This window comes from Dehalococcoidia bacterium, assembly GCA_040902535.1.
Taxonomy (GTDB): domain Bacteria; phylum Chloroflexota; class Dehalococcoidia; order DSTF01; family JACRBR01; genus JBBDXD01.
This window is the reverse complement of the sequence record JBBDXD010000003.1, coordinates 172,783-187,303: the sequence shown is the minus strand read 5'-3', so window position 1 is coordinate 187,303 and position 14,521 is coordinate 172,783. Positions and strand designations below refer to the sequence as shown.

The 14,521-nt window shown below is 62.9% G+C and carries 9 protein-coding genes and 1 pseudogene; 4 read left to right on the top strand and 6 right to left on the bottom strand.

The features are described 5' to 3' along the window. Nucleotides 1-222: 222 nt before the first annotated feature. Nucleotides 223-1,263 (top strand): matrixin family metalloprotease, encoded by a 1,041-nt coding sequence (locus WEB52_02180; protein ID MEX2225240.1) that lies wholly within the window; start codon nt 223-225, stop codon nt 1,261-1,263. A gap of 179 nt (nt 1,264-1,442) precedes the next feature. Here the strand turns inward: WEB52_02180 and WEB52_02175 are convergent, their stop codons facing one another. Together WEB52_02175 and WEB52_02170 are read right to left on the bottom strand one after the other, a co-directional pair. Continuing rightward, nucleotides 1,443-3,680, bottom strand: a complete 2,238-nt coding sequence (locus WEB52_02175; GenBank protein ID MEX2225239.1) for a diguanylate cyclase — start codon at nt 3,678-3,680, stop codon at nt 1,443-1,445. A 7-nt stretch (nt 3,681-3,687) separates the two neighbouring features. After that, nucleotides 3,688-4,830 (bottom strand): FIST N-terminal domain-containing protein, encoded by a 1,143-nt coding sequence (locus WEB52_02170; protein MEX2225238.1) that lies wholly within the window; start codon nt 4,828-4,830, stop codon nt 3,688-3,690. Between the two features lie 677 nt (nt 4,831-5,507). Between WEB52_02170 and WEB52_02165 the strand changes: the two genes are divergently transcribed. After that, nucleotides 5,508-7,715: an EAL domain-containing protein gene (locus WEB52_02165; GenBank protein ID MEX2225237.1), complete on the top strand. Its 2,208-nt coding sequence runs from the start codon at nt 5,508-5,510 to the stop codon at nt 7,713-7,715. A 117-nt stretch (nt 7,716-7,832) separates the two neighbouring features. On the opposite strand, the gene WEB52_02160 is transcribed toward WEB52_02165, so the two are convergent. The 4 genes from WEB52_02160 to WEB52_02145 all read right to left on the bottom strand — a co-directional run bounded on the left by WEB52_02160 (nt 7,833) and on the right by WEB52_02145 (nt 13,231). Then, a complete protein-coding gene (locus tag WEB52_02160) occupies nt 7,833-8,597 on the bottom strand; it encodes a Crp/Fnr family transcriptional regulator (GenBank protein MEX2225236.1) in 765 nt (254 codons plus the stop codon). 669 nt (nt 8,598-9,266) lie between these two features. Beyond that, nucleotides 9,267-10,307, bottom strand: coding sequence for a hypothetical protein (locus tag WEB52_02155; protein ID MEX2225235.1), 1,041 nt, complete (start codon nt 10,305-10,307; stop codon nt 9,267-9,269). Between the two features lie 183 nt (nt 10,308-10,490). Next, entirely contained in the window at nt 10,491-11,519 is a 1,029-nt protein-coding gene (locus WEB52_02150; GenBank protein MEX2225234.1) for a HAMP domain-containing sensor histidine kinase, read from the bottom strand. 242 nt (nt 11,520-11,761) lie between these two features. After that, complete coding sequence (locus tag WEB52_02145) at nt 11,762-13,231, bottom strand: PAS domain S-box protein (GenBank protein MEX2225233.1); 1,470 nt, start codon at nt 13,229-13,231, stop codon at nt 11,762-11,764. A gap of 715 nt (nt 13,232-13,946) precedes the next feature. Here WEB52_02145 and WEB52_02140 point away from each other — a divergent pair. Both WEB52_02140 and WEB52_02135 read left to right on the top strand, forming a co-directional pair. Continuing rightward, a complete protein-coding gene (locus WEB52_02140; protein ID MEX2225232.1) occupies nt 13,947-14,165 on the top strand; it encodes an SCP2 sterol-binding domain-containing protein in 219 nt (72 codons plus the stop codon). Nucleotides 14,166-14,252: 87 nt separating this feature from the next. Next, nucleotides 14,253-14,504: pseudogene (locus WEB52_02135) on the top strand (sulfatase-like hydrolase/transferase). The last annotated feature ends 17 nt before the right edge of the window (nt 14,505-14,521 follow it).

The window sequence follows — 14,521 nt, the reverse complement described above, 5'->3', positions numbered from 1 at the left end:
GAGATGGCGGCGCGCGGCCTCGGCTACGATGAGTTGGCGGCGATCAATTCCGCGCTGGTGTACGTCTCGATCACGCCGTTCGGATTCCGCCACCGCGTTCGGGCTCGACTCGTCCCAATAGCCGCCTTGTCAAGTCCCGAGGCTCTCGCCGATTGACAGCTCGGGCGGTCCCGACTAGCGTAGGAGCCGCTTCATAGATCATCTTTCCGGGGGAGGTTGGCCGTGGCGAAACTACTGGGGCTGTCGCTCATCGTGCTCATCGCGTTCGCGACGCTCGGCGCGTCTACAAACGGGAGCGACGCATCCGCCGGAGGCCCCATCAACGTCGCCGGACTGGGCGTCGCCGAAGTCGACGGGAAGCGCGTGATGGTCGAGGTGTTCGTCTCGGTCACCCGTGGCGCTGACCCTGTCGCGCAGGTGCATGCTGCCCTTGAGGAGCGCGGCGCTCGCCCGCTACAGAAGAGCGAGTACGTGCCGACGGGGCTCGTGTGGAACCAGTTTTCGGACGACCAGACGACGAACGACTACGTGCGGCAGTACTACAACCCGGGAAGCGCCTCGACGGCGCCCGACCCGACGAGCGGCGGCGGCCTGACCGCCCTTCTAAACACACACGCCACCTGGAGCAATGTTGCTACGTCGAGCTTCGCGTTCGAATACCGTGGCACGACGTCACGCTGCCCGTCGCTGGTGCAGGAGTGCCCCGGCGATCAGACGTTCGACGGCTTCAACGACGTCGCCTGGCTCGACCTGGGGCGATGTAGCATCTTCCGCTGCACGTTGGGCGTGACGTGGTTCGCCACGGAGGATCCCGACGAAGCGGACATGGCTCTGAACACGCGGGTCGCATGGCGCACGAACGGCAGTGACTACGACGTCGAGACGGTGATGCTGCACGAGAACGGGCACGTCGCGGGGATGGGCCACTCCCAGGTGAGCGCGGCCATCATGTACGCGTACTACAGCAGTGTGCGACGGACGTTGCACCAGGACGACATCGACGGCATCAGCGCGCTGTACCCGGCGGGCGACGTCGCGACGAATACGCCGACACCGACCGCTGAGCCGACGGACACGCCGACTTCAACGGCCACGCCGGGTCCTACCGATACGCCCGGCCCGACGGACACGCCGGCGCCATCGGCGACGGCGACGCATACGTCCGAGCCGACGCTGACGCCGACGGCCACGAGTACGACCGAGCCGACGGCGACGAACACGCCGCACTGCCCGGCCGGGTGGCAACGCCAGGGCAGATGTTGACCGAGATCAATCCGCGCCAACATCGCCGCGTTGGATGCCTGTTAGGAGCAGCGTCGACTAAAAACCGTTCAGTGCGTGGCGGCGTCGGGTGGATCGAAGTGGTCTAGCGAAACGTTCTCTGTATCCCGCCCTCAAAGGGAAGCCACACATAGCCTCGTGTCCTGCGGAGGTCTGGCTCGTCATGCGGCGAGGTGCTGCATTTGGTTTTCGCCGTTCGGTTCGCGCTGAGGAAGTTCACCGCGACGATGGACGCCACAAAGGGCGTCGACGACGTCTGGTGAGAACTGCAGACCGCGGCAGGCGACGATTTCCTCGATGGCTTCGGCAAGGGGCCGGCCTGCGCGATACGGACGGTCTTGGATCATCGCATCCAGGGCATCGGCAACGGTGACGATCGCAACCTCTTGCGGTATCTCGGCACCTGTTAAACCGTCCGGGTAGCCGCGTCCATCCCACCGTTCGTGATGCCATCTCGCGACCTTTGCTGCGAGATCGAAACCGATGCGACCCGAGAGGAACTCCGCGCCCCACACCGTGTGCTGCTTAAGCGTGTCCCAGATACGGTCGAATTCCGCATCGTCCGTGTCGAATCGCATGGGGCTCGAAAGGATGCTGTCCGGTACGCTGATTTTCCCAATGTCATGGAGGGTGGCAGCGAGGCCGAGCTCTTGTATCTGCTCGGGAGCATACTCCAGTTCGCGAGCGATCAATTCCGAAAGAACGCGGATGCTGGCTAGGTGCAGGCCCGTGGTCTGATCGTGGGCTTCCGCTGCGGCGGCCAGCATCAGTACGGTCTCCGCCTGAGCCGTGGATACGCGCGTAGTCGCCTCCTGCATGCCCTCCATCAAGGCGGCCATCCGAACGATGGCAGCTACTTCATTGGCGATGGCTGCCAGGAACTGCGCGTCACGAGGATCGAATGCTGCGCGACTGCGACGAGCCACAGCTAACGTACCAATGAATTCGGCCTCCCAGAACATGGGCGCAACGATCGCCGACTCCAAGCCGGCCGCGGCTAACACCGCACGCTCACCGTCGTTCAGGCGTGCGTCGGCTGCGATATTCTCCAGAATGATTGGTCGACGCGTCTGGGCAAGGATCACGTTGATCGGTCGGTCACGCCCATCGTCGCGAGCTTGCTCCGCTGCCCAGAGTTCGGTCAACTCATCGACGCGCCCATCGTGCAAGGAACTGTCCGCGTTGAGACCGGTGTCGCGAAAGATCTGACAGTCGACCGCGTCATAGCCTGTGCCCATCGAGAGTCGACCGGCGATCAACTTCAGCTTCTCTTCGAGCTTTCCTGAAGACGTGAGGAGCGGTACGAGATCCGCGACGATGTGCGACACGCGATCGCCGAGCCGCCGATTTGCGTGACCCTCCTCAAGCGCGCGCTTGCTCTTCGCTGCGTACATCGCGGCGTCGGCGAACTGAATCAGCTCGGCCATGGAACTAGCTTCATCTGGATACACGCCGAGGCCGACGCTCACCCGAACTCGGATCACCGCGCTGGTCATCTCATCGATCACACGACTCTCAAGAAGCGTCTGGTGCAGCCGAGCTACGTACTCTTCTGCATGCGCACGGTCAGCGCCGGCGAGGACCACCAGGAACTCGTCGCCGCCGTATCGCCCGACGACGGCGCCCTCCGCGACGAGCGCGCTCGCGACAGCACTCAGCACTGTGTCGCCCGCCAGATGGCCATAGGTGTCGTTCACGGCCTTCATACCGTCGATGTCGACCATCGCAAGCGCCACGCGGCTCAGGTCCGAACGATCGAGTTGCTCGGCGAGGCATTGGGTGATCCCGCCGTGATTAAGGGCTCCCGTGAGCGAGTCGCGTCGAGCCTGTTCAAGGATCTTGCGTACCGCTTCCTCACGTTCCGTCACATCTCGAAAGCTCCAAACTCGCCCAGCAAGGCCCGTACCGCTGGGCAACGTTCGCGAGTAGCGCTCGAATATATGTCCATCACGGAATGCCAGGGCGTCAAAGCTCTCGTCAGGGGAGGCGTACAATTCACGCACCTTGCGCAGAAACGCCTCCGGGTCAACGAGTTGTTCGAGCACGAATCCCAGGAGTTCGTCGTCGTCGCCCCGCTCCGCGAGTTGTCGCGGAACACGCCAGAGTTCCAGGAAGCGCACGTTGTAGTACATGACGCTACCGGTGGCGTCGACGGCAAGGATGCCATCCGCCGTCGATTCCAAGGTAGCGCGCAATAGCTCTCCCTTTTGCCTAAGCTCGCTGTTCGCCGACAGCAGTTCCAGTGAGCTGAGATCCAGCGATCTCTCGGTCATGCGCCGGTCGGTATCGGATGAATCATACGCGTCCGAGACGGCGGCGAGCAGCGCCTGGACGTCAGAGGAGAGCGTATTGGCATCGATGCAGTGGCGCCGGAGCTGGCGGGCAAGCAGGCTGTGCATATGATGCCTAGGCCGCGCGTTCCGACAGCGTCGTGATGGTCATCGTCTGATTGTGCAGCTCACACTTCGCGTGAGGAGTGAACGGAGAGATCTCGCCGTACGAGTAAAACCCGGCGAGCGCGGTGTGTTCGCCGAGTACGTCTCGCACGCCTTCCACTTCCTCCTCGACCCGTTGCTTGAGCACCATCTTGCGCCCTACGCAACTGATCAGGATGGCGAGGTCGGGTGAAGATCCGTCGACTGCTTCGTGGCTCGTCCGCGCCGCCCCAACGGCGCCGTCGATCAGGCGGTCGAAGTTCGCCTTCATGAGGCGCGCGTACGCCCCCATCGGGACATCGCCCGCGAACGTCATGCTCTGCGCTTCTTCGTCCACCCCGAGGATCGTCCGCACCACCGGCGTCTCTCCGTCGCGCGTGCGGAGACTCAACGGGAAGAGTAGGCCCGTGGCGGGAAGCCCGGCCGCATGCTTTCCGAGGTACTGCTTGTACAGCTCAAGCGCCGACTTGCCGTCAAGTTCGTACAGAACGTTCCCTTCCGAGCGCGTGATGAGACGCTCCGGGCCGAAGGAGTCCCAGCCGCCTAACGATGCGTATCCGACCCGGAGCGCATCGCCGTAGAAACCGATGGCGCCGATGGCATCGCTCTGCGGCTTCCCTTCGAGAATGACGAGCGTCTTCGCAAAGCGATCGCCGTCGCCCGATAGTCCGCCGGTGATGCTCACGCCCTCCGGGAGACGTGCACTCAGGCCCTTCACCAGGTCACTGCCGTTGACCTTCAAGCCGTCGGAAAGGACGAACACATGGACCAGCCCCTCGTGCGGCAGGATCTGCGCCAACCGCTCGCCGGCGTCGTAACTGTTCGTGACGTCGAACATGCGGATGCCGGCGTAGCGCAACTCGGTGTGCTCGAAGTCGATTGCCGTCACTGCGATAGAATCATCGTCGACATGAACGTCATGGATCTCGCCGGCGGTTGAGCAGCCGAATATCAGCGCGTGCGGATAGGCACATTTGATCTCCTCGAGGCAACCGGCGTCCTCGAGTCTTGCGGTGCTGCTGAACACCAGCGCCAAGTCCGCCGTCTTCATTTCACGCGGTGTGGCCGGCTCCCAGCCACGACTTTCGGTCCATTGAGTCTGTTCGAGCTTCAAGCGGTCACCTCCGATGATGTGGATTCAGAGGTACTATCGGCCCCCGAGTGTGCGCGTTGAAGCCGACAGCCACTCGGCGGCTAGGTGGAGGCTCCTATCAATCCGAGATCGCTTTAGGCATAAGCCAGAGGTCGAGTCGCAATTTCGGTCGGTACGCACGATTCGCACGACTCCGCCACCGTGCCGACGTGCATCCGTCGCCTGGGGTTCGGTGATGCCGCGAACGCTATGGGACGATAGTGGGAGCAGCCTATCTCTGATGACTCGCGGCGCACGTTTGCGATAGGGTCACGAGCGGATCATGAGGATCGCGCTGTCTGAAGTAGAACTGGCTTCCGGCTAGTGAGTCGGGATTCGTGCTCGCGGCTATCAGATTGGCGCACGCCGTCGGGAATGTCACCGCGCCGGCCTCGTCCTGCGATGCCACGTAGAACGGTGCAGCAGCCGAGAAAATAGCCACGGCGAACGCAGGTACGACCACAATCCGTCGCAACTTGAATCGGACCATAGCGGTCCTCCTGAGGGAATCATCGGCAGCTTCGACGCCCGCTGAATGTCAGAGTGGCCCGTCCAGCCGGACCTCCGAGCGGCCGAACATCCTTCTAGTAGGAGCGATGCGCGTGTTCAAACGCCGGGCCTGGCCTCGCATATCGGTGAGCGGAACAACCACGGTCCTCGTGGTTCTGTTGCTCCTCGCCGCGGTCCTTATCGTCGTCGGCACGCAAGCGACGGCGGATCGCCACTCGGAAGCGCAGGGCCGCGCCGACCGCGCCATCGCCAATACCGGGCTGTTCCAAGAGGCGATCAGCAGCGCCTATGACGAATGGGTCATGGTCACGAGTTATTTCGTGACGCAGGACGAGGCATACATCACGCGGTTTCGAGAGTCGCGGAGCAGAGTGGATGAGTCGCTCGCCGAATTGATCGCGGACGCGCGCGTTCACGATGCCGCATTTTCGCAACAGCTCGACGAGTACGCAGCGACACATGGACATTTCGCGGCGGCCGAGGAGCAGGTGATCGATGAGATCACGTCTGGCGATCTTCTCGCTGCGATTTCAATCGCAGTGGACAGTGCATTGACGGTCGAGTCTGCCGCCTTCCTGGAGGACCTCAAAGGCGAAATCGAGGCCCAGCAAGCCGAGTTGCGCAGCGCGCAGCGCGAACAGGAACGCGCAGTCGAGGCGACGGCGCGCTGGTCACTCGCGATTGGCGGCCTTTGCCTTGTCCTGCTCGCCGTCGTCGGTGCCGCGAGCTACCAGTGGATAGGGAAGGCGCTCCGCCGGACAAGCCTTGCCACGCGTGCGATCGCGTCAGGAGATCTCACGGCGCGCGTTCGACGTGAGGGACCGCGCGAACTCGCCGACCTGGCCGACGACGTCAATTCGATGGCAGATGCGCTGATTCGCCGTTCAGAGGAACTGAACGCGTACCTCGCGCAAGACTTGGAGGCGCGCACCCGGGAATTAGAGCGGGCGAACGGTGACTTGGAGCGCGAGGTGGAGGACCACCGCCGGACAAGCCAGAGCCTCCAGCGGACTCTGGAGACGGAGCGCGAACTCAAGCAACAACTCCGCCATCAAGCGTTTCACGATGGTCTAACCCAGCTCGCGAACCGCGCGCGCTTCCTGGACCGGCTGGAACACGCCGCAGAGCGTGCCGTCCGGGACGGCAAGCAGCTCGCGGTGTTGTTCATAGACATTGATGACTTCAAGTCCGTGAATGACTCCCTGGGACACCCGGCAGGAGATCGCCTGCTCCAAGAAGTCGCAAGGCGAATCGTGGCGTGCCTCCGTCCCGGAGACACGGCGGCGCGCATAGGTGGCGACGAGTTTGCTGTCCTCGTCGAAGAGGTCGCACACGCGGACGAAGCTCGGCACGTCGCCGAGCGCATCTTGCTTGCGCTCCAGTCGCCGGTCGCGCTTGAAATGCATGAAGTGTTCGTTCGAGCGAGCATCGGCGTGGCGCTCGGCACGAGCGCAGATCCTCCAGACGAAGTCCTGCGGCGTGCAGACGTGGCCATGTACGCCGTCAAGTCGCGTGGAAAGAACGGGCATGCACTCTATCGGCCTGCGATGGAATCCTCCGTCGGTATCAACCTCGCCCTCGCTAGCCAACTACAGCGAGCCCTAGAGCGAGATGAGCTTGCCCTCCACTACCAGCCGAGTGTGCGGCTATCCGACGGCAACATCGCCGGAGTCGAAGCCCTACTTCGATGGAACCATCCGACCAGAGGTATGCTCGCACCGCAAGAGTTCATATCGGTCGCGGAGAGCACGGGCATCATCATCCCGATCGGGCAATGGGTGATCGAACAAGCCTGCAAGCAAGGTCGACAATGGCAGCTTCAGTTTCCCGCCGAGCCCCCGCTCTCGATCGCCGTGAACGTCTCTGCCGCACAGGTACATCAACCCGGACTTCTCGACATCGTGCGCGGTGCGCTCAACGAATCTGGTCTGCCTCCCTCGTCTCTCATCCTGGAGATCACGGAGACCGTCATGATGCAGAACGTGGAGCGGTCGATGGCGCATCTCATGGAGCTCAAGGTGCTGGGCGTTCGGCTGGCCATCGACGACTTTGGCACCGGCTACTCGTCGTTGAGCTACCTGCGCCGCTTCCCCATCGATGTGTTGAAGATCGATAAGTCGTTCGTGGATGGACTCACCGAGCAGGGGAAGGAGCAAGAGATTGTCCAGTCGATCATCGAGCTTGGGCAATCGCTGGACTTGGAGATCGTGGCCGAGGGCGTCGAGCAGGTTGAGCAGGTCGGTTGGCTGCGGGCGCGGTCCTGTGACTTTGTTCAAGGCTTCTACTTTAGTGAGCCCCTCCCGCCTGAGGATGTTGGCGCCCTACTTCGGGCCGCGCCGCAGTCAAAGTCGGCTTGATTTCTATCGGTACGTGGAGTCAGAGCTGCCGGGGCCACCTTCCGTTTCTACCAGGGATCAGGCGTTCGACGGAGTAACACCGCACGCTATGACGACGCAATAGCGTCGGCAATAGCATCAGACAGACGCTTGTTCACCCGAGGACAGCAGCCGCCTGCCGGGTGTGCTGCCCTTGCTACGGCCGGGCAGCCGGTCAAAGCGCTCCCGGATGAGGCGGTAGCACTCGCAGCTGGCACTCTCGAGGCCGCGCCGGTCGAGTACCGTGACCTTCCCGCGATGGTAGGTGATGAAGCCTGCGGCCTGGAGAGCTGCGGCGGCGGTGGACACGCTCGGCCGCGGGACGCCGAGCATCGTGGAGAGGAACTCGTGCGTCATCGGGAACGCGGCGGCGTCCACGCGGTCGTGCGTCATCAACAGCCAGCGCGCGCAGCGTTCGACCATCGGATGCACGCGATTGCAAGCGGCGGACTGTGCGACGAGGGCAAGCATCGACACGGTGTAGTAGCCCAGGAGCGTTCGCAGGATCGGCATCTGCTCAACGTGCTCGCGAAACCGCTCGCTTTCCATGCGCATGGCGGTGCCAGGGACCTGAACGAGCAGCCGTGAGTCGGATTCCTCAAGCCCGAAAAACACCGAGACATCGGTCATCCCCTCGTTGCCGATCGTGGCGATCTCGACCGCTCTGCCATTTCCCAGCACAGTGAGCGTTGAGATCACGCCGGTGTTGGGGAAGTAAACGTACGGCATCTTGTCACCGGGCTCGTGGAGGGAGATGCGAAACTTGAGTGGAACTTCCTTCAGGCCCGGGAGGATGCGCTTGTAGTTCGCCAGCGGGAGAGAGGAGAGGATGCGGTTCGCGATACGGCGTCGCTGCCTGCTCATCGAGGCACAGGTACTCTCGCTTTCAGGCGGGCAGGCCTGCGCACACCCGCGTGCAATGACCCTGAGAGGATAAGCGATCTGAGGCTCGCAGTTGCGCGCGGCTACTTCGACATTTGATGCGAACCCTCCTCCCTGGCCGGAGGAGGCAGCATCATGAGTTGATAGCACAGGATATTGTTGGGGGCCCTCACCGTAAGGGCCCCCAACGTCTGGGCACTAAGGACAAGAACTCACGCCGTGCCCATCGCGCTGGGCGATCTGACCCAAGTCGATCACGCTCACCGTTTAATCTCGCTAGATTCAGCTATCTGGCACGCGGCCGACTTCGCTTAGGTTCTCAATTTGGTACGCACTATGACGACATAGCGGACGCCCCGTAGCCCAGTACATAATGCTCTACCGGATGATCGAACCTATTGGCGCGGTCGCACGCCCGTCACAATTCGGCATCTAGGGAGCACCGTGTCCTCGGTTCCTCGTGGGCAGTGGTGATTGGCGGCACCGCTCACTAACTCCGGCAGGACCGCTCCTGCGGCGTATCATTGTCCCCATGGGTGCCTCGGACTGGTTCGGTGTGATTGTAATAGTCGCGTTCGCGGGTTACTTCGTGCTGGTCGGACTAACCGCCCTCGCACTCGACCTAGTCGGGACGATTTCGCCGCGGTTCGCTCAATGGTGGCGGCAGGTGCGGGAGGAAACCGCGCGGCAGAGAGAGCAATCACACCGTTCACTCATTGCTGGCTCGGCGCCTGGTCCCGAGCCGATCTTGCGCGCCATGATCGTGACGAACACGCGTGTCATCGGCTCAGGCCACGCAGTCAGCAGCAGCGCGCCAACGACGAGTCCGGCCAGACGCAATGCCGGCGCATGCTTCGGAATCTCGTCCGCGAAGTCCGATGCGGCGGCGCCTTCGCTTCGTAGGACGGTGCCACGCGCCGCTCTCGCGAGGCGCGTGTCGCCGGCGATCATGGCGCCGGCGCCGACCGTGAGCCCGGCGAGCACCACGAGGAACGCCTGCGTCCGGTAATCGTTGACCAGATGATCGAACACATGCTCGGCGGCGTTGGGATTCTGTGCGTACGATGCGACGATGGGGCGCACGGGTGCCAGGATGACCACGGCCAACACGCCTGACGCCAGCAGCACGAACCCGGCATTCCGGATGGCGACGCGCCTGTCTCGAGCGACGGCGACCGCGAGCGCATAGCAGGCAACCGTGGCGCCGAGCGCGATCCAAACGATCGTGTCGTGGCGCGCGATTACGCTCTGGATCGTGCTCGCCGTTTCCGCGTCTTCGATAAGGACGACTTGCCCGGAGTCCTCGGGGAGATTGAGGCGATCCAACAGCCCGCTCCCATTGTCCCTGTCGAAGTCCGCGGCGGTTTCCTGCAGGATCGCGCGCAGATCGAGCACCACCGCACCGTCGCTGAATGCGACGTTGCCCTCGCCTTCCAGGATGCGCACGACACTGCCATGGATCTCGGTGAGCGCGACATCGAGGACCGCGTGGATCTCGTCTGATTGCAGCACCCGAAGCGCGACCCGCTGGATGACCTCGCGGGCGGTGACGGCAATCGCGGGCGCCAGCGGCTTCATGCCTTCGGGCAGAGCCTGGCTGATCCGCGCCTCAACGTCTCCTTCGGCCACGAGTTCGGTCGAGACGCGGAAGCCGAGTTGCTGCTGCACTTCCTCCCCCTTCGAGGACGTCACCGACCGTCCCGACGAATCGATCGGTATCGAAGAAGGTGCGGTTGGCCCACACCGTCGCATTGGTGGAAAGCGTGAGCACCGCTGCGAGCGCGAGGCATGTCGCGCTAAGAAGTGAACGCATGACGCCCCTCGCCCAATGGCTCGATGGCACCCTGGCGACGTCAGATCGTCGTCACTCGACCGTCACTCAAGGCCCTCGGATGTGGCCCTCACGAGACGGACACCGAACTCGGATCCGCCTCCGGTGCGCGGCGCGGCCCACACCGATCCACCCTGGAGTTCTGCCAGGCGTTTGCAGATCGCCAGGCCAATCCCGCTGCCGGTGACCTGCGTCGTTGTAGCCGCGCCGCGCACAAAGGGAAGGAAGAGACGTTCCACGTCCTCGGCGCGAATGCCCACACCGCGGTCTGAAACCACAACTTCAACCGAGCGGTCGTAGACCCGCACGCCAATTTCGATGGATGTGTTCCGGTCGGGGCTGTACTTCTCTGCATTGCCCAGGTAGTTCGCCAACATCTCCTCGACGAACTCGCTCACGGCGAGCACGTACACGTTTCGAGCGTCAGGCTGGATCGAGACTTTCCGCGTCGGGTAGGCATCGCGGTGCCGCGCCACGAGTTCGCCGAGCAGCGTGTCGAGATCGACACAGGAATCCCGCGCCTCCATCGACTCCATGCGGGCGATCTTCAAGAGGCTCGTGGTGAGCCGGAGGAGGCGCTTCGTTTCGGCTTCGACATCGTCCAGGGCGATCTCTCGCAGGTCCGGCGGAACGGTTGCGAGTCTGCTGTTGAGAATATGGACGTTGCCGGAGATCGTCGTGAGCGGACCGGAGAGCTCATGGGCGAGAAACGCGATGAACTCCGTCATTCGAGTTTCATTTGTCTTAATCGCGTGTATGTCAGTCGCCGTGATGAGCCATGTGGCCGGCAGCACACCGTCCATGCGGGTCCCATGAACGGCGTACCACCGCCCGCTACCCGGCCGCGGTCCATTGAGCCGGCACCGATCATCGAAGTCCTGGTCGGAAGCGACGGCACGGGTCCACTTGATGGCGATGTCGCGGCGGTCCGGAAGGTCCACCAGCCACTGCCACTTGGTGCCGTTCACCAGGGGCATGTGAGCGGGTATGGGCCAGTATCGACCGCGAGCCACATAGTCGCCGCCTTCCGTTGCGAGGCACGCCGGGATCGGCAGCAGGTCGAGCAGCGCCACGTAATCGGCTACTCGATACAGCTCTGCGATGGGATCGTGTGCCCGGCGGGCCAGCGCTACGGCATTGTCTGCAATCACATGCATCCCCCTCCAACGCTTCCGGCATTCACGATCGGGCAGTTGCTTCGATGCTGAGCCGTGACCGTCTGTTGAGGCCGCAAGAGTGAGAGTACGGGCTGGAGCCATCCCGCCACATGCCGATGAATGGGAGTTTGCGTACCTATTTCTCGCCCGAGCAGTGTTTAATCGAGGAGCTCTTCGCGGAATGCGCGGACGCCGGCCGCCGTGCGGGAAGGCGCATCCATCTTCGAGAGAATAGCGGCGACGTGCTTGTTGACGGTGAACGTGCTGATGCCGAGGGCTTCGGCGATTTCCTTATCGGCGGAGCCTGCCGCGACGTGATGCAGCACCGTGAATTCGCGAAACGTCAGGCCATACGGATTGCGGCGCGCGATCTGCCGTTCGACCTTGCCTTCCAGTTCCGCGCGTTCCTCGCGGCGGTCGATCTCGCGCCGCATGTTCCGCTCTGCGGTGAACTCGCGGACGAAGGCAAGTACTTCGTCATTCGTGACCGGTACGATGCGGGCTTCGTACAGCCGCTCGTCGCCGTCGTACACAAGAGCGTACTCCATCTTCTGGCGTTCGCCCCCGTCCAATGCCTCATGCACCGCACGTAGAGAGGCCACGGCGATATCTTCGGGCATGATCTCGACAATGTTCCGGCCAACAAAGTCCGCGGGAATTGCGAACGGCGTCGCACCCTCCGCCGGTATGAACTCACGATAAACCCCGGCCCTGTCGATGCGGAACACCATGTCTGGCAGCGCTTCGATGACGGCGCGCTGACGACCTTCCGCCTCGCGAAGCGCTTCTTCGAGCCGCACGCGCGGGCTTACGTCGCGCACAATACCCTCGATCGCCGCCAGGTTTCCCGTGTCATCGTTTACCGGGATGGCGACATATTCGCCGTACACCACGTGTCCGTCGCTGTGTACCCAGCGCGTGATCGCGCGCGTCGTCTGGTTCCGGACTTCCCTGCCGAAGATCTTCTCGTGATCGTCAGCGTGGAGAATACGCATCGCGAGTCGCCAGTCGGCGTAAAACTCGTCCGGGTCGTAGCCTGTGAGGACCTTCACGGAAGGGCTGAGGTACTCGAAATGCGGTTGCGGGTGAAAGTCGAAGTGAAAAACTACGTCCGCCGCACGTTCCGCGAGCAGGCGGAACATCTGCTCGCTGCGCCTCATCTGTTGCTCTGTGCGGTGTCGTTCCAACTCCCCGGATATGCGGGGCGCGAGCGCGCGAATCGTCGATTCGATCGGCAGGCTCTCGTGGATCGGTTGGCGCGACATCACGGCGATCTGGCCCAGAACCGCTTGATCGACACCGACGAGCGGCACGCCCAGGAAGCTTCTCATCTGGTGTTGGCGTAGCCAGGCGTTGTCCGGAAATCTGTTCGCGATCTGGTCGCCACAGAAGTAGAGGTTGTTCGTCCGTATCACTTCCCCGGAGGGCGAGTTGTCGGTGGCATACGTGCCGGCAAGCGCGAGTTCGTCGCCGTCCGAGGTTGCGACGACACGTTCTAGCGTCGAAGCCTCAGTGACTTCAGAGACGTAGGCAAGGTCGACGTTGAGCTCGAGTGCCGCGTGCAGCACGAGTTGCGCGAGGAAGGACTGCCCCACGAGAGAGGCCGTCGCGCCCACGATGTTTCGCACGATGTCTGCGTGATTGCCGCGGCGCGGTTCAGCTTCGAGGCTCGCGAGAGTTGCGTACGAAGGAGGTTGGTCGCCGTCCGATTGGTGTCGTCGTGATCGCCGCCCCATCGGGTGTCATCCGTGACGCTAAGCCCCCGGTCAGTGACGCCTGCAACGTTATGGATACCTCAGTTGGTGACCGATTGGTAGGTAAAGACTGGTAAAAGAACGGCGAACTGGCAAAGAATCACCAGACCGGCGTACGTGCGTTCTGGGGCGACCGAGCCAGCAAGGTGTCCCCGCCAGCTCTGCTTAGATCCATCCCGAGCTTTCGAGATGCATCGCGACGAGGATGTTCGCATGATGGCGGCGTGAACGGCACGGAACCGAAGCGTGCGCGGGTGCGCGGGCCTCCGTTTCGACGCCGGTACTTCCCATAAGACCGCCCCGGGCTCTGCGATAGTTACACACCATTCCATCGGCGTGCCGGTCAGTCCGTTGGTGGTCGTCGCGCTGATCCTGACGTTGCTTACGCCGGCGGCGCACGATGGCCGTGGCGGTGCGACGTTCTTGTGCTGGCGCGAAGCTTCATCGGCGACGGGCGCGCTGCTTGTCCTTGTAGAGCACTACGCAACTAAAAGCGCCAAGCCCGAGTATCTCGGACGTGTCTTTTGCGTGGTTGATCCGTTGCGCCGGCGCGCAACACACCGTCGCTGGCAAGCCTTCACCACGATCCATGGCGGACAATTGCGTTTGCCGGCTATCCGCGCGCAGCCAACCCGACGACGCGGACTGCATTCTCGAGATGAGCGAAGAAACGCTGTCGGACATCCTCAGTGGAACGCAGAACGTCGCTACGGCTCAGCTCTCGGGACGCATGAAGGTCCACGGCGACGTGTTCCTGGCGCTTCGCGTGATGCGCGCCGTAGAAGGGGCTGAGCGTAGTGTTGCTTGAGCGGGCGGCCCAACTATCCCACACGAATTCGTAGCGTTGTGAACGCGACGATGCGACAAGGGAACCAGGAAGAACAGGAGACCAAACGTGGCGCGACCGAAATTCCAGGGCACCATCAACATCGACATCAGGGACTCCGTGCCGGATTGGACGCCGTATGAGCCGCCGCGGGCGCCGGAAGGAGCGCCGCACGTGCTGTGCATCGTGCTCGATGATGTCGGATTTTCGGCGATGGAATGCTACGGCGGGCCGATCCCGATGCCAAACATCGACCGTATCGCGGACAACGGGCTCCGATACACGCAGTCGCACACGACGGCCCTGTGCTCGCCGACGCGTACGCGCCAGGCGATCGC

Coding starts and splice junctions, on each gene's coding strand:
- WEB52_02175 (MEX2225239.1), bottom strand. CDS start 3,680: ATGCACAGCCTGCTTGCCCGCCAGCTCCGGCGCCACTGCATCGATGCC.
- WEB52_02160 (MEX2225236.1), bottom strand. CDS start 8,597: ATGAGCAGGCAGCGACGCCGTATCGCGAACCGCATCCTCTCCTCTCTC.
- WEB52_02140 (MEX2225232.1), top strand. CDS start 13,947: ATGGCGGACAATTGCGTTTGCCGGCTATCCGCGCGCAGCCAACCCGAC.